The organism is Pseudomonas sp. FJ2-5-13, from assembly GCF_029201605.1.
Lineage (GTDB): Bacteria > Pseudomonadota > Gammaproteobacteria > Pseudomonadales > Pseudomonadaceae > Aquipseudomonas > Aquipseudomonas lactis.
Window position 1 is genome coordinate 2,653,247 of record NZ_CP104045.1, and the last position, 19,444, is coordinate 2,672,690.

Annotated in this window: 16 protein-coding genes; 4 read left to right on the plus strand and 12 right to left on the minus strand. The window is 60.1% G+C overall.

Annotated features, from left to right (window positions below):
• Window positions 1-1,354: 1,354 nt before the first annotated feature.
• From N2A98_RS11595 to N2A98_RS11625, 7 genes are all read right to left on the minus strand, one after another.
• Window positions 1,355-2,662 carry a hypothetical protein gene (locus N2A98_RS11595; RefSeq protein WP_003190888.1) on the minus strand — a complete coding sequence of 436 codons (1,308 nt, stop codon included), beginning with the start codon at window positions 2,660-2,662 and terminating at the stop codon, window positions 1,355-1,357.
• Between the two features lie 49 nt (window positions 2,663-2,711).
• Window positions 2,712-3,455 carry a hypothetical protein gene (locus N2A98_RS11600; protein ID WP_047710721.1) on the minus strand — a complete coding sequence of 248 codons (744 nt, stop codon included), beginning with the start codon at window positions 3,453-3,455 and terminating at the stop codon, window positions 2,712-2,714.
• 37 nt (window positions 3,456-3,492) lie between these two features.
• A complete protein-coding gene (locus N2A98_RS11605) occupies window positions 3,493-4,173 on the minus strand; it encodes a C39 family peptidase (RefSeq protein ID WP_275623458.1) in 681 nt (226 codons plus the stop codon).
• Window positions 4,174-4,234: 61 nt separating this feature from the next.
• Window positions 4,235-4,969: a hypothetical protein gene (locus N2A98_RS11610; protein WP_044273468.1), complete on the minus strand. Its 735-nt coding sequence runs from the start codon at window positions 4,967-4,969 to the stop codon at window positions 4,235-4,237.
• Between the two features lie 68 nt (window positions 4,970-5,037).
• Complete coding sequence (locus N2A98_RS11615) at window positions 5,038-5,589, minus strand: hypothetical protein (protein WP_044273469.1); 552 nt, start codon at window positions 5,587-5,589, stop codon at window positions 5,038-5,040.
• Window positions 5,589-6,047: a hypothetical protein gene (locus tag N2A98_RS11620; RefSeq protein WP_032892084.1), complete on the minus strand. Its 459-nt coding sequence runs from the start codon at window positions 6,045-6,047 to the stop codon at window positions 5,589-5,591. The genes N2A98_RS11615 and N2A98_RS11620 overlap by 1 nt, the downstream gene beginning before the upstream one ends.
• Before the next feature lie 314 nt (window positions 6,048-6,361).
• Complete coding sequence (locus N2A98_RS11625) at window positions 6,362-7,360, minus strand: FecR family protein (RefSeq protein ID WP_125969967.1); 999 nt, start codon at window positions 7,358-7,360, stop codon at window positions 6,362-6,364.
• Between the two features lie 148 nt (window positions 7,361-7,508).
• Between N2A98_RS11625 and N2A98_RS11630 the strand changes: the two genes are divergently transcribed.
• Window positions 7,509-7,778, plus strand: a complete 270-nt coding sequence (locus N2A98_RS11630) for a PepSY domain-containing protein (RefSeq protein ID WP_044273472.1) — start codon at window positions 7,509-7,511, stop codon at window positions 7,776-7,778.
• 19 nt (window positions 7,779-7,797) lie between these two features.
• Here the strand turns inward: N2A98_RS11630 and N2A98_RS11635 are convergent, their stop codons facing one another.
• The gene (locus N2A98_RS11635; protein ID WP_275623459.1) at window positions 7,798-12,939 is read right to left on the minus strand and encodes a DUF6543 domain-containing protein; all 5,142 of its coding nucleotides are present in this window, start codon (window positions 12,937-12,939) and stop codon (window positions 7,798-7,800) included.
• A gap of 170 nt (window positions 12,940-13,109) precedes the next feature.
• On the opposite strand from N2A98_RS11635, the gene N2A98_RS11640 reads away from it, so the two are divergent.
• Window positions 13,110-14,147: an Ldh family oxidoreductase gene (locus tag N2A98_RS11640; protein ID WP_275623460.1), complete on the plus strand. Its 1,038-nt coding sequence runs from the start codon at window positions 13,110-13,112 to the stop codon at window positions 14,145-14,147.
• A 32-nt stretch (window positions 14,148-14,179) separates the two neighbouring features.
• On the opposite strand, the gene N2A98_RS11645 is transcribed toward N2A98_RS11640, so the two are convergent.
• Entirely contained in the window at window positions 14,180-14,500 is a 321-nt protein-coding gene (locus N2A98_RS11645; RefSeq protein ID WP_019817806.1) for a DUF883 family protein, read from the minus strand.
• 164 nt (window positions 14,501-14,664) lie between these two features.
• On the opposite strand from N2A98_RS11645, the gene N2A98_RS11650 reads away from it, so the two are divergent.
• Window positions 14,665-14,919, plus strand: a complete 255-nt coding sequence (locus N2A98_RS11650; protein WP_003190904.1) for a hypothetical protein — start codon at window positions 14,665-14,667, stop codon at window positions 14,917-14,919.
• Here the strand turns inward: N2A98_RS11650 and N2A98_RS11655 are convergent.
• On the minus strand, window positions 14,891-15,811 hold the full coding sequence (locus N2A98_RS11655) for a LysR family transcriptional regulator (protein WP_125969969.1): 921 nt from the start codon (window positions 15,809-15,811) through the stop codon (window positions 14,891-14,893). The two genes, N2A98_RS11650 and N2A98_RS11655, sit on opposite strands and share 29 nt — an antisense overlap.
• Window positions 15,812-15,902: 91 nt before the next feature.
• Here N2A98_RS11655 and N2A98_RS11660 point away from each other — a divergent pair, with 91 nt between their 5' ends.
• Window positions 15,903-16,829: a carbon-nitrogen hydrolase family protein gene (locus N2A98_RS11660; protein ID WP_275623461.1), complete on the plus strand. Its 927-nt coding sequence runs from the start codon at window positions 15,903-15,905 to the stop codon at window positions 16,827-16,829.
• A gap of 560 nt (window positions 16,830-17,389) precedes the next feature.
• Here N2A98_RS11660 and N2A98_RS11665 read toward each other — a convergent pair.
• Entirely contained in the window at window positions 17,390-17,851 is a 462-nt protein-coding gene (locus tag N2A98_RS11665; RefSeq protein ID WP_003190908.1) for an LEA type 2 family protein, read from the minus strand.
• A gap of 12 nt (window positions 17,852-17,863) precedes the next feature.
• Window positions 17,864-19,294, minus strand: coding sequence for a nucleobase:cation symporter-2 family protein (locus N2A98_RS11670; RefSeq protein WP_032901653.1), 1,431 nt, complete (start codon window positions 19,292-19,294; stop codon window positions 17,864-17,866).
• Window positions 19,295-19,444: the final 150 nt, after the last annotated feature.

The following is a 19,444-nucleotide window of genomic DNA, read 5'->3' on the forward strand; positions in this document are numbered from 1 at the left end:
ACACCGCTTTCGCGGGCAAGCCCGCTCCCACAGGGGATTGGTGCCAGGCTCTGATTTTGTGGGCAATACATGATTAATGTGGGAGCTGGCTTGCCTGCGAAAGCGGTGGTTCAGCTAAAGCTTCGGTGGCTGACACACCGCTTTCGCGGGCAAGCCCGCTCCCACAGGGGATTGGTGCCAGGCGCTGATTCTGTGGGCAATACATGATTAATGTGGGAGCTGGCTTGCCTGCGAAAGCGGTGGTTCAGTTAAAGCTTCAGTGGCTGACACACCGCTTTCGCGGGCAAGCCCGCTCCCACAGGGGATCTGTGCCAGGCGCTGATTCTGTTGGCAATGCATGGCCAGTGTGGGAGCTGGCTTGCCTGCGAAAGCGGTGGTTCAGCTAAAGCTTCAGTGACTGACACACCGCTTTCGCGGGCAAGCCCGCTCCCACAGGGGATCTGTGCCAGGCGCTGATTCTGTTGGCAATGCATGGCCAGTGTGGGAGCTGGCTTGCCTGCGAAAGCGGTGGTTCAGCTAAAGCTTCAGTGACTGACACACCGCTTTCGCGGGCAAGCCCGCTCCCACAGGGGATCTGTGCCAGGCGCTGATTCTGTTGGCAATGCATGACCATGTGGGAGCTTGCCTGCGAAAGCGGTGGTTCAGTTTAAAGCTTCAGTTGCTGACACACCGCTTTCGCGAGCAAGCCCGCTCCCACAGGGGATCTGTGCCAGGCGCTGATTCTGTGGGCAATACATGACCATGTGGGAGCTTGCCTGCGAAAGCGGTGGTTCAGTTTAAAGCTTCAGTTGCTGACACACCGCTTTCGCGAGCAAGCCCGCTCCCACAGGGGATCTGTGCCAGGCGCTGATTCTGTGGGCAATACATGATTAATGTGGGAGCTGGCTTGCCTGCGAAAGCGGTGGTTCAGCTAAAGCTTCAGTGGCTGACACACCGCTTTCGCGGGCAAGCCCGCTCCCACAGGGGATTGGTGCCAGGCTCTGATTTTGTGGGCAATACATGATTAATGTGGGAGCTGGCTTGCCTGCGAAAGCGGTGGTTCAGCTAAAGCTTGAGTGACTGACACACCGCTTTCGCGAGCAAGCCCGCTCCCACAGGGGATCTGTGCCAGGCGCTGATTCTGTGGGCAATACATGGCCAGTGTGGGAGCTGGCTTGCCTGCGAAAGCGGTGGTTCAGCTAAAGCTTCGGTGGCTGACACACCGCTTTCGCGGGCAAGCCCGCTCCCACAGGGGATTGGTGCCAGGCTCTGATTTTGTGGGCAATACATGGCCAGTGTGGGAGCTGGCTTGCCTGCGATAGCGGTAGTGCAGTCACAGATGCAGCAACTGACACACCGCCTGCAGGCAAACCAATCAGAAGTAATACGGGAATTTCAGGCTGAACGTAAAGTCCGGCGCATCATCGGTCATGCCAATCGCCAGGTTCGGCACGATGGTCAGGTTATCCGAGGCGGCAATCGTCATGCCCACGTTGAAGTAACCGGCATTGGCATCGCTGGACACCACCGATTGCCAATCGCCGCCATCCGGCTTGAGCTTGCTCTTGCGTTGCACCAGGTCGGACACCGAGAACGACATACTCATCTTCTCGTTCAAGGCAAACGCTACGCCCACCCCGAACTGGAAGCTGTCGCCCAGGCGCACCTTGCCTCCCACCTTCTGATTGACTTCACTGCTGATGTCATCGAAAGAGTCTTCAAAGTTGTGGGTGTACGACAACGAACCGAACAACACGGCCGGATCAAAGGTCTTGACCAAGGAGATGCCCGGTGTGACCGACCAGACCCCGTTGCCCGTCGGCAGGCTTTCAGGTACGTAGAGGTTGTCGTTGTTCGGTTGCTTGACCAGTTTGATGCCGAAGGGCTCTTTGCCCGTCGGTGCCTTGACGCGCACGGATACCACCGCATCCGGCAAGGTCGGGGTTTCGTCGAGGAACTTGTAAGCCACGCCAAAGTTGACATCGCCGATGGTCGGGTCGCGGGTCACGGAGCCTTCGGAGGTGGCGGTGGCGTCGTTGCCGGCGCCGCCCGACTGGTAGGTGGACTCGCGGTATACCACCGGCACGTTCAGGTCGAACTGCCAGCGGTTGTCGACGTTGTAGCGCCCGGTAAGGTCCAGGGTCCAGCTGTCGGACTTGATCCGGTCCAGGTTGATGTTGCCCAGAAAGATCGAGTCCAGCGCCAGGAAACCATTGAGGGTCAATTGGCGCGCGTCATAACGGGCATAGGTGATGCCGGTTTCCACGCTGAACTTGCCATTGCCGAAAAAGCCGCTGGCTTCGTTGTACAGGTTGCTCACACTTTGCGCAGGGGCCGAGTCGTCCTTGAGGGCCTGGCCGTAGGAGCTGCCACCTCCGCCAGCGCCACCGGACGCTGCGGCTGCGCCCGTACCGCTGGCCGCGACAGCGTTAGCGCCGTTCTTGAAGTCGGCAGGTGATTTAGCCAGGCGCCTGGGGGCAGGCGTTGCCGGTTGATCCTCGACCTGGCGCACGCGTTGCTCCAGCACGGCCAAGGCTTTTTGCTGCACGTCGTACCGTTGTTTGAGTTCCAGCAGTTCCTTCTTCAGGGTTTCGATGTCAGCGTCTGGCGCGGCATACAGCACGGATGCGGGCAAGAGCGTACTCAAACAAACCACCGCACGAAGCGATAACGATCGATGCATGAAATAAGCCGTCCTTTTCTAATGCGTAAGTGTCGAGGGTCAGCGTAGTTCAATAACCGAGCGTGCGTAGGCCCTTGAGTTGATCCAGGTTGCAATTCAACGCGGCGTTGTTCAGCCCGTTATTGTTCATGACTACGTTGATCTGGGTGATGTTTCTGACAAGGTTGCTGTCACCGGTCAAAACCGTGCCTTGCAGCACGTTCCCCGCGCCGATCTGTTGCAGGCTGTTGCCCTGGTTGTGATTGGCCTGGATGGCCATCTGCACGCCGGCATTGTTGGCCGAAACGCTGACACGGCCCGCGGCGCTGTCGCCGGTCACTGTGCCGCCCGCCACCAGCACTTGGCCGGACTGCAGGTTATTGGCGGGGGTAACCCCATTCTCGACGTTGATGCCCACATTGTTGTAGGCGGCGTTGCCATCGCCGGCGGTGCGTACACTTTGGGTCACGCCCTGGCCGCTGCCGAGGCCGGCACCCCCGACCACATTGCCGGTGCCCGTGTTGGGAGGGGTACCGGTACCGGTCGAGCCGGTGGTTTGCACATAGAACTGAGGAGTAATGGTGCTCTTGTCGATCTGCATGTTGGCCGTGCCGGTGATGTTGCTACCTTCGGCATTGGTCCAGGTGCTGCTCATGACAATGCCAAAGCTGATGATGCGCCCTGGCATCACGTAACGGCCACGCAGCTCGGCCATTTCGGCGTCCTTGAGTTCGATGGGCTTGAACCCCGAGGACGCATAAGCAGGCATTGAGGCGGCCAGACACAAGACCGTCAGCCAACGGGAAGTGTTCATCTGCTGCTCCTGGGGCGTCCTGCCCCTTATTGCGCTTCTAGAAGAAGTCGCTCTGGATAAAACCGAAATCCATCATCTCGGCATCGCCCACGGGCCGGAACTCATTCATCTGGCTCTTGGCGGTCAGCGGCAGGGGCGGGTCGAGCAAGACGTTGGCCTTATCGTAACCCTCGCCCAGTACGGCGAAGACAATGCCATTCCAGCCTTTGACGAAATCGTCATGGGAATAGCGCTTGTGGCCCAATACGGGGTCGCCGATGTACACCCAGTCCTTGTCGGCCCGTTGCAACACCACGAAGTGCTTGTAGCCGCGGATTTCCAGCAGCACCACCACGGGGATTTTCACGGTCAGCAGGGTCTCGGGCGCGATCTTGTAGCCCCGGGCACGCATGCCGATGCTTTCGAGGTAGCGCTTCATGTCCAGCATGGAAAAGCCCTGGGTTCGTACCAGGTCCTGGTCGGCGGTGACCAGCATGCCTTTGATGATGTGTGCTTCGTCGACGTCCAGCCAATAGGCTTGGCGCAGGATGGTGGCGAGTGCCGCGGCACCGCAGCTGAAATCGGTTTTCTGTTCCACCAGGTTGGCGAACCGGCGCTCGCGAATGCTCTCGACCTTCTTGAAAATCACCGCACCACCGGGCATGGCGGAGACTGCCATGGTGCCTGCCCAGCTCGTGCCGGTGAGTAACATCAGGAGGGTGAGGGTCGCGATACGCATGATCGAATGACCTGTTGGACACTGGAATAAAAAAGGGCCTTGTTGCCAAGGCCCCGTTGGATCAGAAGCGCACGCCGCTGGCGCAGACGCTGCAACCTTGGCCGATCGACAGACTGTTGCTGCCTTGGTTGCCCGCACCCGATTGCAGGTTCACGCCTACGTTGCCGGAGTTGCGGTTAACCGAGTTGTCGAGGCTTGCGTTGTTGGACACGTACTGAGGCTTGCCATAACCATGGCTGCTGGCGGCCGTGTTCAGGTAGCTGTTGTTGAGCGAGTTCTGCTCGGTGTTGGAAGCCGCTGCGATGTTCTTGCCGTCAGCGGTGGTGATGGCCAGGTTGTTTTTACCCTGGTTACCCTGGCCGGCCTGGCCGTTGTAACCCACGTTGCCGGAGTTGCCGGTGATGGAACCGTCCAGGGAGGCGTTGTTTTGCGTGCCTTTGTTGACGAAGTTGTTATGCGAGCTGCCTTGGTCCACATCGATCACGGCAAACACGGTGGCGAAGTCGCCTTTGGCACTGGAGATGGCGCCGGCATTGTCAGCCTGGTTGCCGGAACCTGATTGTGCGTTGACCCCGACATTACCGCTGTTGCTATTTACTGAATTGTCGGCTGATGCGTTGTTCTCGGTATTGGTATCGTCGAATTTGTTGTGTTCGCTTTTTTGTACGTCAGTGACGACAGCGGCCACAGTGCCGGTGGGTTGTGGGGCTGGATGCCAACCACCCGCTTGAGCAGCAGCAGCCATGAGTGCGGCGAGAGCGAAAACCATTGGTTTGAGAGCCATTTGAGGTTTCATGGTGTTTCTCCTTGCTTCTAATTAGTTGGTTAAGTGTTGGTACGGTCTAACGAACGTCTACCAAGCGGTTACTTGATAGTGATGCCCAGGGTGTTAGCCACTCGGTTCCCCACCCCTGCACTCTGGGTCACCTGCGTCACTCCTCGGCTGCCGGTGAAGGCCTGGTCGCTGGTCACGACCTGGCGGCTGCCAGTGGTGGGGGTGAGCCCTGAGTCGGTTGCCAGCGTCGTCGTGTTCTGTTGCAACAGGACGCTGTCATCGATGCTCTGCGGGCCAGAGTTGAGGCTGATCCGCACAGCGTTGATGGATTGGTTATTGGCCCCGGCCGCCTGGTTGATGCCCAGCACACCGTTGCCACTGCTGAATGAGTTGCCCTGGATCGCTGCCTTGGCGTTCAGGGACGGGTCGACCTTGCCGTCGACGCGCTGAATGTCGACGTTGGTGGCCTGGCCACCCAGCGCGATGGCGCGGCTGTTGGACATTTGTTGCTGGTTGCCGGCGGCCTGGTTGATCGACAGCACACCGTCGTACTGCTGGCCGCTGTTGTTGATCACGGCAGTGTTGTCGGCCATGGCCGTGGCGCTGCCCAGCAGGGCGACTATCAACAGGGCGCGCTTCATCACTTGCCCCCCATCATGCTGCCGAGGTTGTTGAGCGGCGCCATGCCACGCTGGATCGAGTCGCTGATCTGCCCGCCCATGCTGCTGCCGCTGCCCGCACCATGGCCGGCCGCTGCGCCAGCGCCGAGTGTCGACATGCTGTTTTGTGTGGCGCCCAGGCCCGACAGGCTTCCGTTGGGCTGAAGGGAGCGGGCGAGGCTGGAGCCACTGCTGATGCCGCCGATATCCCTGTCGCTGAGTTCGCCGGTCAAAGCGTTGTTGATCTCTTTGCTGGGGTTGGCATTGGCGGTGTTGGGGTAGGGGTCGGGCAGCGAGGTGCGCCCATACATATGGCCCTGCACGGTGCGCCCGGTCACGATCACGCCGTCACCCGCCTGGCTTGTCAGGCTGACACCGGCACTGAGCACGCAGCTGATCAGCAGTACGTTTATCGACGAGGCGTGTGTGAATGTGTTCACGGCGGCAGTCCTTATTCTTCACGCTGACCCTAAACAGCGTTATCAGGGAAGGAGCAGAAGGCGTGCCGCTTTCTATTAGATGTGGTTATTCAAGGACTTGGGATTAAGACAAGGCAAAGTGATGGCAACCCTGTTACAGGTTTGAAACAGTCCGCAAAGCGTAAGATAGGCCCATGCTCGCCTCACGCTGTCTCAGCGATGTAACACTGCCTGTGACAGAATCATGAATCCGCACACGGCGGGCGATGCAGGCGAGGGAGGTGTTTCAAAAATGGACACCCGCGGCCCAAACGTACCCGTTCGTGCGAGCGGGCTCAGCCCTTGGGGGTTTTACGCGGAATGGAATTGAGTACAGGGTTGCCGTCCTGGTTTTGGGTCAGGTAGACCGGCAACACCTTGGGCAGGGAGGGCACGAGGTTGTTGACCTCGTTGATGTTGTAGATACCGCCGATGCGAATCGCGCCAGTACTGGCGTCGGCGAGCATCACCGGCTTTTTCAGGTAGCGGTTGATCAGGGGCAGGGCGTCCGTCAGGGTCAGGTTGTCAAGCACCAGTTTGCCCTGGCGCCACGCCAGCGCGGTGTCATCGGGATTAATGGCGGCGACTAGCGGGGTGGCGTCACCCTGACGGAAACTGGCTTGCATGCCTGGGCTCAGCGGCACGCTGGCGTGTTCGCTGTCGCTGGAGACCTGCACCGAGCCCTCCAGTAACATCACCCGCACCTGGTCTTCATATTCCCAGACATTGAACTGCGTGCCGGTCACTCGCACCTGGCCTTCGCCGGTCCGCACGATAAATGGGTGATCGCGGTCGTGGGCGACCTTGAAGAACGCTTCGCCCTTTTTCAAGGTGACCCGGCGCTGGTTCTTGTAATGGCTGTAGACCAACTCGGTGCCCAGGTTCAACTCCACCTGGCTGCCGTCGCCAAGGGTGACTTTTTTCAAGCCATTGGCGGCTTCGAAGCGTTCATAAGAGCTGGGCAACCAGCCTGCTTCCCAGCCGGTGAAGGCGGCAAGCGGCAATGCCGCCAGGCACACCGCTGCGGCTACCGCGTAGGTACGCAGGCGGTTGCGCGGCTTCTTGAGGGGCACCACCACCGCGTCAGGCTTTTCGCGAGGCAGATGATCGGCCACGTCCCAGATCTCAAGCATGGCCGCATATTCGAAAGCGTGCAGCGGATGGGCATCGTGCCATTGAGTAAAAGCCTGACGTTCGCCCGGCGTGCAATCTGCAGCATGCAGACGCATGCACCAATGCGCGGCGGCGTCGGTGATGGCGTCATATTCGGTTTCTGAAAGGGGCTTTTCGCTCATTAACTCATCCTGATTTCCCACATTCTAACCTCCCAAGGCAGACGGCGAGAACCGCATCATGGCGATTGCACATCAATTGGAACTTATTCTTGTTTGCGTGCGCCTAAAAAATCAGGAATTAACCTGTCGTCCACTATGGAGTACGAAAATGTTGAAGAAAACCTTGATCGCCCTGTGTGCTACTTCCGCGCTGTTGAGCGCAGGCGCTGCCATGGCCGACAAGCCGGGTGCAGGCTGGATCACCATTGAGAAAGCCATCGAAGTGGCGAAAACCAAGGCCGGTTACATCGAGGTCTACGCCGCTGAAGCCGATGACAATGGCTATTGGGAAGTCAAAGGCCGCAAATCCGATGGCACCGTATATGAAGCCCGCATCGATGGCGCTTCTGGCAACGTGCTGCGTGACCAGAAAGACTGATGTTCCTGCCGGGGGCCGCTCAGGCTCCCGGCTCCAGGTAGCGCCCAAGGTGGGTGATCAGGTACGTCACTGAGTCTGCATTGGCCAGGATGGTGTCAATGCGTTTGTCAGGTACCGACATGAAGATGACCCTTGCGTCCTGCAAGGTCTTGGCGCCCGTCGCCTTGAAAATTTTCTTTTCAATTGCCGAGCCTGGCTGGAAATCCTCCCACAGCTCGGTGAGACTGTCTTGAGTCTTGAACAGCATGGTTGCAGGCGTCATCGTCGATAACGCCGTGCTGCGCAGATCTTCCAGGGTGGTTTTAAGCACTTCGGCGCCGGGCCTTTGGATATTGATCAAGTCCGGGAAGGGCCGCATGCTGTCCAGGTAGGCGATGTCTACGGTGTCCAGCTTCAAGTGCGACAATTCGTGAATCAGCGTACTGGCCCTGGCGTGCGTCGATATGTTGAAGGCCACATTCTCCAGCAAGCGGTTCTGATAAACGTCCAGATTGGGGTCGAAGAAGCGGCTCAGCAGATACAGTTTTCGCTCTCTGTCGGCGGGAATCATGAACGCATAATCCGATGCGGGATCCTGTCGGCTGGTGCCCACCACAAAACGCATGGAATTTGGACCGGTCAAGCTGGGGTCGGTGAGCTCATTGAGTATCTCGTCGATTATTTTGGTGACTTTCGAAACCTGGTCCGGCGTCAGGGTGACGACACCGAACATTTCTCCCAAAAAGCGCCCAACCCGGCTGTTCGGGTCGCGTTGTGTGGCGAATTGCGCGACGTTGCGGCGGCAGTTCAGCGCGTAATAAGTCGCAAAGTTCAGCGCTTCGGTGATGGCTTGGGCTTTCCAGTAGGTCAACGCACCGATATCGCGGATGCCCACCGCTTCAATATTGATATCCCGTGCTTCGTTTCGCCATGTCTTGAGGTATGACTGAGCCCTGCCGAAGCGCGGCTCTTGGTCGCCCAGCTCCAGTACCCATATGCCCTGCGTATTGCGACCGATGTACGGCCCCACCTGCTCGTCGTTGGCGAGGCGCCAGCGTTGTGCAGCTTTCTTGACGCTATACACCTTGCCGGCCAGCGGCACGTAGTATTTCGAGGCTTTGCGGTCTTCATACACCTGGCTGAGCGTGCTTTTTTTCAGGTCTTGCAATGCCACATCCTGTGCCTCGAACGGCTGCAGCCGGGTGCGCGAAGGGCTGGTGATATGCCAGGTGTCGAGGGTGGCGGCGGCGGGCAGTGACGTGTCTGTCAGCTCGGCCAGCGAGCGCTCCTTTTCGGTGGGCGGTGCAAGGGCGGTGCCGTCCAGCGCACTGCGCAGGGCGGCCATCTGCGCCACGCCCCTGACGAAATCCTTGAGCGCAGCCTTCCACTGGTGCAGTTGCAAGGCTTCGGCCGAGCGCTTGAACAAGGTGTAGCTGCGCCATACCACCAGCGGGTAGGCGAGTTTGCCGGCCATGAACTGTACCGCCGTGGGGATTTCCTTGCCGAACAAGCGGGTCGCATGGTCCCACAAGGTTTTGGCGCCTTCTTCGAATTGGCTGCCCAGCACCTTGAGCAACATCAATGTATTTTCACTGAACAGGTAATGCAGCACATTGCCCGCCACTGGCGATGCGGCCAGGCGGATATCGGAGGGGCGATGGCGACTGTCTTTGAGCAAGTGGCGGTAAGTGGCCTGGTGCGGATCTTCCAAGTGCATAAGCACCCAGTCCTGCAGTACGCCCGGCCTTTGTATCTCATCGAGCAGGGCCGTTTCATCCGTATATTCCTTGAACACATGTTGTTCGCTGTACGGCGCGTAAAGCACCCATGGTCCATCGCCGGGGCTCTGCGGGCCGATCAGGTACACGCCCAGCACTTTGGCGGTACTGGCGCCTTCGGTGGCGATCAGTTCCAGCGGTCGAATCATCGCCGTGGCGCCACTGAGTGAGGCGCGGGCCACGGCGTCCGGCATATCGAAAATCTGTTGCACCAGGCTCAACGCCTGGTTGGAAAGGCGTTCCTGCAAGCTGTGTTCGTGGGCGCATTGCAACGCTTGCCAAGGCAATTGGCGGCAAAACAGGCGTCTGCGTTGGCGCGCATCGTCGGTTTTTGTTTCAAGCTGGCTTCGCACCCGCTGTTGATAAGCACTTTTGAGGTCCAGCTGTCGCACCATTTGTATCACCGCACTGGCGTCCAGGGCTTTTGGTAATGGCTTGGAGGTGCGTGAGCGCGGGCGGATGTGTTGCGCCGTCAGGTTTGGCCAGTGCCGCAAGGCAAAGTCGGTCAGGTTGTCGACATTCACATCGAGCACCGCATGGGTGGGGATCAGGATGTCATCGGGGTTGAGCCCTTTGCCGGGAAAGCGCGCCTCAAGCAGCGCCGTCAGCGTGGTTAAGGCGTACGCGCGGATGGGTTGGATGTCATGCAGGTAGTCGTGTTCCTCGCCGGCGTTGTTGCAGTACTGCTCCAGAAGCTCGGCCTGGTGGATTTGCTCCTGAGGCGGCGCCATGCCGAGCCACACCGGCAGTGCCTGCTGGTTGACCATGGCATCGGCCAGCGTGATCGCCCTGCCAAGGTTGGTGGGCGGCGGCTGCTCGATGACGGCGTCCAACCGGTCTTGCAAGGCGCGGGCCCCAAGGCCCATGGATAGCAAGTGATCAACGCCCGCCATGACCGCGTCGTTGTAGCTGTTTACTCGGTCATTCAAAAGGTCCTGATCGATACGTTGCAGCGGCCCCTGGCGAAAGGCCTGATGGGGCTCGCGCAAGCAGAACGGCAGGTTCTCCAGCAGGCTCAAGCTGTTGAGCGGGTGCGCCAGGCGTTGGGTGATTTCATCGCGCAAGGCGCTGACCGAGGCAAAGACTTCGTAGCCCAGGCGCGGGGTCCAGAGCAGCGCCTGGCCCGAGCGCTGCGGGTCGAGACCGCCGCGCTCAGTGATGACAAAAATATTGGCCAGCGGTTGTGGCGTATCGACGGCGTTCAAGTCCAGCGTCAAGCCATAGGCATCCGGCAAAAACCCGTTAAGGCCATGGCGGGTCAAGCGCGACAGACTCTCGGGCTGAAGTAGCGTGTCAACAATGGCCTTGCTGGCGGGCGCCAGGGTTTTATCCAGCCACCTCAGCTCGGCTTCGCTGCGTAACCCCACCAGCATCGAGTGGGCGTGTTTGGCGAGAGTCTTGACGAGAAAATCATGGGGTTGCTGGCGTATGGCGTGCTTGGAGAACAGCAGCAGGACGCGCTCGATGATGGTGTTGAACGTTTTGAGCGTCATGCTCGACAACTGCATGAAGACATTGCCTTCGCCCTTGGTATAAAACTTCGTCCGGGATGAAAAGGGCACTGCGGGCGCCTCTTGGGCCAGGCGTTCAATGAAGTGTTCAAGCATGCTCAATGACTGCACTGGCGTGCGTTCCTCACGCTCCTGGGCACGGGTGGCGTAGGTGTTGATATACACCTCGCTGGCCTTGACGGCCTGTTGCTGCAGTTTCAGTTCGGCGTTGAGCGTATCAGCGATGGTGCTGCGTAACGTCGGATGGCTCGCGCGCTCCAGCGCCAGTGCGTGCTCCACCGCCTGCAGGCTCTGGAGCTGGAGCCGGGCACGCTCGGCCTTGACCGTCGAAGGGCGGCCATCGCCGCGGGTGACCGGATGCAAGGTCCAGCGCCCGGCGGTCTCCAGCGTGGCCAGTTGACTGTCCAGCAGGGCACGCACATCCAGGGCGCTGTCGAGCAGGGCCGCCAGGTCCACTTGGCCATCGCTGCGTCGGTAGATTGCCAGGGCATGGTTAAGGTTGTCCGTTTGCTTGCGCACAATGTCTTGCACCAGGGTTACAAACACATTGCCGGGAATCGGCCTTGCCGCGATAGCGATCGGGTGCAGGCCGAGCAGCGTGTCGCGCTCATCCAGTGAGAGCGCGTTGAGCCATTCGTCCTCGTAACCTTGGGCCTTAAGCATGCTCAACAACCGGTCTTTGAGGTCATCGAGGTTTTCCAGCACCTGTAACCCCCGTGATTGGGTGTAGAGGTACGCGTGGCGCTGGGTGATCATCAAGGTGCTCGCCGGCTCAACGTAGTGTTGATGGGGCGCATAAAGGCGCACCTTTTCCACATTGAGGTTTTCGGCATGGGCACTGCGGGCACTTTGATCGCTGAGGAACAGAGCCTGAAGTGCGTCACTTTCATCGGCGGTGATAATGTCGCTCTGGCGTTTGAGCAGCACATCGAGGCGAAACTTCTGCGCCATGACCTGGGCAAAAAAATCCACGCGGGAGGTGCCGCTGTCGATATCTTCATTCCAGTAGGTCTGCAGCAGGCTTTCCAAGAGCTTCGAAAAAATGCTTGAGCTCTGTTCGATCAAGGCTTCCCAGCGTTGGCGATCTTCTTCCCGTTCGGCGGTGGTCAGGTCAGTGGTGTCATGTTTTGGGTTCGCGTATTCGCGGGTTTGCCCTTCGGGCCACCCATGGCGCACATAAAATTGCAGCAGCGCTTCGCTCAAGGTCAGCACCTTGACCCAGCGTGGCGTTGCCTGCTCAGCCTCGCGGGTAAAGACATTGACCCGTGTGTCCCGTAGGTCCAGATGTTTGAACTGCTGGTGGCCCATGATGCTCAGCAGCGTATCGAGCATGTCAGGCAAGGTCGGGGTTTTTTGCAGGTGGCCGAGCATGGCTTTGACATTATCCAACTGGCAGGCCTGCAGCATGCGCCCTTGCTCTGGCATCACGTCACCTTCGATGATCTGAGTGGTCAGCACCATGGGCGTGTCAGCGCCCAGCGAGTTGCGTTGATCCGTCGACAGGTAGTTGAGCAAAGGGGCGCTCTGCAGTGGGTCTTCCAATTGCTCGGTCAATTCGCTCAGCAGTTCAGCATGGCTGTCATAGACCTGGATGCCGTTATCCGGGGTGTAGAGCAACGCCTTGGCGTCGTCGGGTGTCGGGCTGATCGCGAACGCGCCGGCAAGGGGGATGGGGGGCTTGCCGGAAATATTGATCAGCACCTTTTCAACGCGCATGGGGTGATCATGCCGGCGTGTGTCCTGCCGAGATTCGTCGGTGGCCAGGTAGAGGTTGTACAGCCATTCACGGTCTTTGGCGGTGAGCCCCAGCGTGCGTTCACGGGCGGTGGGCGAGGCTTTGCCTTGGGGTTTGAGAAACTCGGCGAAAAAATACGGGGGCGTTAAACGGATCACAGCCTGTCTCCGGCGTGCCAGGAAAAGCACAGGGTAGGCAAGCGCCCGTGACGCAAGGCGGTAAATAATCAGCGTTGCGCACGTTGACAGCGCAGAGCGTGCGTGGTGTTTAATCGAGGGTCTGGATGTTCCATTCGTTGCCCCTTCCAATCATAAAAACGGAGCTTCAAATGTCTGCGCGGTCCCCGACAGTTGCCCCCGCTTGCGCCTCGATCCGCTTCGCCGAACTGGTGGAGTTGCTTCAACAGGTCTTCGTCAGGCACGGCACGTCGCCGCAGGTTGCTGCGATTCTTGCGCACAACTGCGCCAGCGCCGAGCGTGACGGTGCCCATAGCCACGGTATTTTTCGCATCCCCGGTTACCTGTCGACGCTGGCCAGTGGCTGGGTCAACGGCACGGCCGTCCCCAGCGTGACCGATGTGGCCTCAGGCTGTGTGAGCGTCGACGCCGGCAACGGTTTTGCTCAACCGGCCCTGGCGGCGGCGCGCCCGCTGCTGGTGGAGAAGGCTCGCAGCGCCGGCATCGCGTTGCTGGCCATCCATAACTCCCATCACTTTGCGGCCCTGTGGCCGGACGTCGAGCCGTTTGCCGAGGAGGGGCTGGTGGCACTCAGTGTGGTCAACAGCATGACCTGTGTGGTGCCCCACGGCGCGGATCGCCCATTGTTCGGCACCAACCCCATCGCGTTCGCGGCGCCACGGGCCGACGGCGCGCCGATTGTGTTCGACCTGGCCACCAGCGCCATCGCCCATGGCGATGTGCAGATCGCCGCGCGCAAAGGCGAGCGCCTGCCGGCAGGCATGGGCGTCGATAGCCTGGGGCAGCCGACCCAGGACCCTAAAGCTATTCTGGAAGGCGGCGCACTGTTGCCGTTTGGCGGGCACAAGGGCTCGGCACTGTCGATGATGGTGGAGTTGCTGGCGGCCGCGCTGACGGGCGGCAACTTCTCGTTCGAGTTCGATTGGACGGACCACCCTGGCGCGCGCACGCCCTGGACGGGCCAACTATTGATCGTGATCGACCCCAGTAAAACCGCAGGGCAAAGCTTCGCCCAGCGCAGCCAGGAGCTGGTGCGGCAGATGCATGCGGCGGGGCTGCGGCGCTTGCCGGGGGATCGACGCCATCGTACGCGGGCGAAGTCGCAGGAAAGCGGAGTAGAGCTGGATGCGCAGGCGTTGCGCGAGTTGAGGGCGTTGGCAGCGGGGTGAAACAGGCTGCGCGGGTGCGCAGCCTGGATGCATCAGTTACGGCGACCCAGCAACAGGCCGACCACCAGGCCAAAGCCTGCGGAAATGGCCACGGTCTGCCATGGGTGCCCACCGATATAAGTCTCGGTGGCATCCACTACCGGCTTGCTGCGTTCGCGCACGTTGGACACCGATTCCAGGGCTTGCTTGAGTTTGATGGCGACCTGCTCGCGCAGGGTTTCACCTTCCTCGCCCACCAGGGATGCGCTGCTTTTGAGCAGTTTGTCCGATTCTTCGATCAACGCGCTCAGTTCGCTGAACGCTTGGTCCTTGATTTGATCTTCGACAGCTTGGGCGGCGGTTTTGCGGGCCATTGAGTGACTCCTTGCAGGTGGATGTGGCAGTGAACAATGGAGTATCGGGGGGTGGCAAAAGTTGCAGTTTTTTTCCCCACGCGCTCATCCGAGGCAAAATCCCGATCGGGAACGTTGGGCCTACAGTGTAAGATGTCACCTATTTGTGCAGCAGGTAATTCAACATGAGCTTCAATCTCGCCAACAAGACCCTCGCCGAACGCGCCGAGCTGGAAGATGAAAAGTCGCGCCTCTACGACCTGTGGCAAACCAACCTGGGCAAGGCCAAGGGCGAAGCCGCGCGCTTGTTCGGTGAGCGCGCCAAGCGCAAGGGCAAATGGGCCGAATGGGTGCGTGCCGAACTCGACGGCATGTCGCCGCCGGAGTTTTCCAACATGGTGCGCAGTGAAGTCAACAAGCTGATGGCGGCGGCGAAGTAAAGCACGCCACAATCGCTTCGCGCACCTTGAGCAACAGCGGGTCCAACTGAGCCTGGGTACGCCAGCCCAACTCCACCGGGTAATGCGGTAGTGCCAGCGGGCAGGGCAGCACGCGTAAGCCGGTCATTTGCGCAATGGCGTGGGCCGCATGCCCGGGAATGGTTGCCACTGCGGTGCTGCCTTTGAGCAGATACGGCAGCGCGGCAAAGTGGCTGGTGGACGCGCACACGTGGCGGCGCAGCCCGTGCGCCGCCAAGCCTTCATCGGTAATGCCGATAAACCCGCCTGACGACACCAGTACATGCTCGCGTGTGACAAACCCGTGCAGGTCGATGGCCTCCTGGCCCGGCGCCAGGCTATGGGGGTCTACCAGGCAACGGTAGTCACCTTCCCCCAGCACCTGTCGGCTCAACCTGCGCTCGGTAAAACCGCCGGCGGTAATGGCCAGGTCCAGCGTGCGGTCGAGCAGAGCGGCGGCGACAATCTGGCTGTAGGTCTGGCGAAAGATCACCCGTAGCTTGGGCAGGCGCACTGCGATGGCCTCCATCAGGCTTCGGCCATAGGCAATCTCAAAGTCATCCGACAGCCCCAGCACCACCGAGCGCCCCTCGTAGTGCAGGTTTTGCGGGCTGATCATCGCCAGGCTCTGGCGGCAGCGATCCAATGCCTCACTGATCACCGGTTTCAACTGGTTGGCCCGCAACGTCGGCGCCAGGCCGCGGCCGGTGCGCACGAACAAAGGGTCGCCGTACAGCTCACGCAAGCGCCGCAAGCCGGCGCTGATCGCCGACTGCGTCACGCCCAGGCGCAGCGCCGCACGGCTGGCACTGGATTCGTCGTGCAGGGCTTCGAAGGTTTTGAGCAGGTTCAGGTCAACCTGGGCGATATTCATCTGGCTCATATCATTTAGCACTGAGGTGGGCTTTATTCATGATCGAGTCTGGCCGGAGAATGGGCAACCCTTATCTATCGGAGTGAGCCTGATGCCTGTATCGACTGTCGCAGCCCTGCAAATCGGCGCCTTGCCTGGCGGCAAGGCTGACACCCTGGCGCAGATTCTGGCCTATGAGGAGCAAATCCAGCGCAGTGGCGCGTACTTGGTGGTCATGCCCGAGGCGTTGCTGGGTGGCTATCCCAAGGGCGAAAGCTTTGGCACCCAATTGGGTTATCGCCTGCCCGAAGGCCGGGAAGCCTTTGCGCGGTATTTTGCCAATGCCATCGACGTGCCGGGTGCCGAGACCGAGGCGCTGGCCGGGTTGTCGGCGCGTACCGGTGCCAGCCTGGTGCTGGGCGTGATCGAACGCAGTGGCAGCACGCTGTATTGCACTGTGTTGTATTTCGAACCCTCGGGCGGCCTGGTGGCCAAGCACCGCAAACTGATGCCGACCGGCACCGAGCGGCTGATCTGGGGCAAGGGCGACGGCTCCACACTGCCGGTGATCGATACCGCGGTGGGGCGTATCGGCGGCGCGGTGTGCTGGGAAAACATGATGCCGTTGCTGCGCACCGCGATGTACGCCAAGGGCGTTCAGGTGTGGTGTGCGCCCACCGTGGACGAGCGCGAGATGTGGCAGGTGAGCATGCGCCATATCGCCCATGAAGGGCGTTGCTTTGTGGTCAGCGCCTGCCAGGTGCAGGCATCGCCCGAAGCTCTGGGTGTGGAGGTTGCCAACTGGCCGGCGGACCGTCCGTTGATTGCCGGTGGCAGCGTGATTGTCGGGCCCATGGGCGATATTTTGGCGGGGCCGTTGGTGGGCGAGGCGGGGTTGTTGACGGCGCAGATCAATACCGATGATCTGGTGCGGGCACGGTACGACTATGACGTAGTGGGGCATTACGCCCGGCCGGATATTTTTGAATTGGTGGTGGACGAGCGCGCCAAGCCAGGCGTTCGCTATATCACTGACTGAACGCAATCAACCTGTGGCTTGCCTGCTATGGCGGCCTGACAGCCGACGCCTATCTACCTGACACCCCACGATCCAACTGTGGGAGCTGGCTTGCCTGCGAAGACGGCCTCACAGTCAACACAGTTGGACCGGGTACATATCCGTTATTTAGGTAACGGCCACTTAGGGTTCCGCCCTGACGGCGGCTCACTTTTGAGAAGCGCAAAAGTAAGCAAAACGCTCTTGCCCCACCACTCGGCACCTCGCTTAGGCTCGGTGTGCCCGTAATCCGCCAGTGATTTGGGGGGCCGCCGCCACGCGCCATCCATGGCGCGGGGCGGCTAAACCGGCATCCCTGCCGGTTTACCCCCCAAATCCCTGTCGAATTCCGGCCAGCGTGGTTTAACGGGGCGCCTGAGATCAAGATCAAAAGCAGATCAAGAGCAAGAGCGACTCGCTTCGCATCGTGGTTACCGGTGGGTGCGGCGAACTGCACAGTTGTATAGATACCTATGGCCATCGCAGGCAAGCCAGCTCCCACATTTGATCTTGAGTGTTCGGGGGATTTGGTTTTCAGCCACTTACCAAGTGGCGGTGTTAGGCAAGTCCAAGGTGCCACGTTCCACAAAACGCATGGTGCCAAACAGGCCACCCGCCAGTTTGCCGCGCAGCACGTAGGGCAGGTTGTTCAGGCTTTGGGTCTGGCTCAGGCCCAGGGTCTGGCGCAACACCGAAAACGCTGAAACGCTGACTGGCACCATCAACACGGTCTCGGAGAAGCGGGGGATGCTGCCAGCCTGATCGCTGACGCCAGAAGCGAGTGGCCGGCCATTGACCTCCAGGTCCAGGGCCACGCCGTTGTAGTCGATTGCCGCTTCATTGGGGTTCTGCACCCGCAGCTTCACGGCAAAGCGTACTTCCAGGTCCTGGCTTTGCAGCGGCTCGATGCCCACCACATTGATGTTCACCGGGTCGCGGTTGGGGAACAGTGCGCAGGCGCTCAAGGTCAGCAGCAACAGCGATAGAACCATGAGCTTGCGCATAAAGAAATGCTCCTACTTTTGGGTGACGTCCGGGTCCTGCATGACCTTGAGGGTAGAGGACTCCGGCTCGAATTCATCTTCTTCCAGCTCTATGAACTCTTCGGGCAGGAAAATGTTCAGCAAGATTGCACAGAATGCACCCACGGTGATCGGTGATTCGAAGATGTTGTGCAGCGCCTTGGGCAGCTCGCGCAGCACTTCCGGCACCGCGGCGACGCCCAGGCCCATGCCTAGGGAAATCGCCACGATCAGCACATTACGCCGATGCAGGCCCGCTTCAGCGAGGATCTTGATCCCGGCCACGGCCACGGTGCCGAACATGATCAGGGTCGCGCCGCCCAATACGGGCTTGGGCATCAGTTGCAACACCGCGCCGATCATCGGAAACAACCCCAGCAGCACCAGCAGGCCAGCAATGAAGTACGCCACGTAGCGGCTGGCCACGCCGGTCAATTGGATCACGCCGTTGTTCTGGGCAAAGGTCACCATCGGCAGGCTGTTGAAGGTGGCGGCCATCGCGGAGTTGAGGCCGTCGGCTAGCAGGCCGGACTTGATACGCTTGATATACAGCGGGCCCTTGACCGGTTGCTGGGAAATCATCGAGTTGGCGGTCAGGTCGCCGGCTGCTTCCAGGGGCGAAATCAGGAAGATTACCGCCACCGGGATAAACGCCACCCAGTCGAACGAGAAACCGTACTTGAACGGCACGGGCACGCTGATCAGCGGCACCTGGGGCAGGGCGGCCATGTCGACGCGGCCCAGCAGCCACGCGACTACAAAGCCCAGGGTCAGGCCGATCACGATCGAACCCAGGCGCAGGAACGGGTTGTTGAAGCGGTTGAGCACCACGATGGTCAGCAGCACCAACGCCGCCAGGCCCATGTTGCCCGCCGCGCCCAGGTCGCTGGCGCCATAGCCGCCAGCCATGTCGGTGACGGCCACCTTGATCAGTGACAAGCCCATCAAAGTGATGATGGTGCCGGTCACCACCGGGGTGATCAGTTTGCGCAGTTTACCGATGAACTGGCTGAGCACCACTTCGATAAACGCCGCGAAAAAGCAGATGCCAAAGATCGTCGAGAGGATTTCATCGGTGCCGCCGCCCCGGGCCTTGACCATGAACCCAGCGCTCAAAATCACGCTGATGAAGGAAAAACTGGTGCCTTGCAGGCACAACAGCCCTGAACCCACCGGCCCGAAAGTGCGCGCCTGCACAAAGGTGCCAAGCCCCGAGACAAACAGCGCCATGCTCACCAGGTACGGCACTTCGCTTTCCAGCCCCAATACGCCGCCGACGATCAGGGTGGGCGTGATGATGCCGACAAAACTCGCCAACACATGCTGCAACGCGGCAAAAATCGCGGCGGTGAAGTGCGGGCGGTCTTCGAGGCCGTACATGAGGTCGGATTTATAGCGCGGGCGGGGGGCTTGAGCGTCAGACAAAATGATGGCTCGGGTCAGAAAATGGAGGCGCAGGATGCCAGAAAGTGCAAGGCGCCTGAAGTGTAAAAAAATATTTATAAATACCCTGTGCCAAAGCCGTGGCCCAGCCGATATCAAGCATAGGCCCACACTACAACGACAACAGTGGTG

Coding starts and splice junctions, on each gene's coding strand:
- N2A98_RS11600 (WP_047710721.1), bottom strand. CDS start 3,455: ATGAACACTTCCCGTTGGCTGACGGTCTTGTGTCTGGCCGCCTCAATG.
- N2A98_RS11650 (WP_003190904.1), top strand. CDS start 14,665: ATGAGCTTCAATCTCGCCAACAAGACCCTCGCCGAACGCGCCGAGCTG.
- N2A98_RS11595 (WP_003190888.1), bottom strand. CDS start 2,662: ATGCATCGATCGTTATCGCTTCGTGCGGTGGTTTGTTTGAGTACGCTC.
- N2A98_RS11660 (WP_275623461.1), top strand. CDS start 15,903: ATGCCTGTATCGACTGTCGCAGCCCTGCAAATCGGCGCCTTGCCTGGC.
- N2A98_RS11615 (WP_044273469.1), bottom strand. CDS start 5,589: ATGAAGCGCGCCCTGTTGATAGTCGCCCTGCTGGGCAGCGCCACGGCC.
- N2A98_RS11645 (WP_019817806.1), bottom strand. CDS start 14,500: ATGGCCCGCAAAACCGCCGCCCAAGCTGTCGAAGATCAAATCAAGGAC.
- N2A98_RS11625 (WP_125969967.1), bottom strand. CDS start 7,360: ATGAGCGAAAAGCCCCTTTCAGAAACCGAATATGACGCCATCACCGAC.
- N2A98_RS11630 (WP_044273472.1), top strand. CDS start 7,509: ATGTTGAAGAAAACCTTGATCGCCCTGTGTGCTACTTCCGCGCTGTTG.
- N2A98_RS11655 (WP_125969969.1), bottom strand. CDS start 15,811: ATGAATATCGCCCAGGTTGACCTGAACCTGCTCAAAACCTTCGAAGCC.
- N2A98_RS11665 (WP_003190908.1), bottom strand. CDS start 17,851: ATGCGCAAGCTCATGGTTCTATCGCTGTTGCTGCTGACCTTGAGCGCC.
- N2A98_RS11640 (WP_275623460.1), top strand. CDS start 13,110: ATGTCTGCGCGGTCCCCGACAGTTGCCCCCGCTTGCGCCTCGATCCGC.
- N2A98_RS11610 (WP_044273468.1), bottom strand. CDS start 4,969: ATGAAACCTCAAATGGCTCTCAAACCAATGGTTTTCGCTCTCGCCGCA.
- N2A98_RS11605 (WP_275623458.1), bottom strand. CDS start 4,173: ATGCGTATCGCGACCCTCACCCTCCTGATGTTACTCACCGGCACGAGC.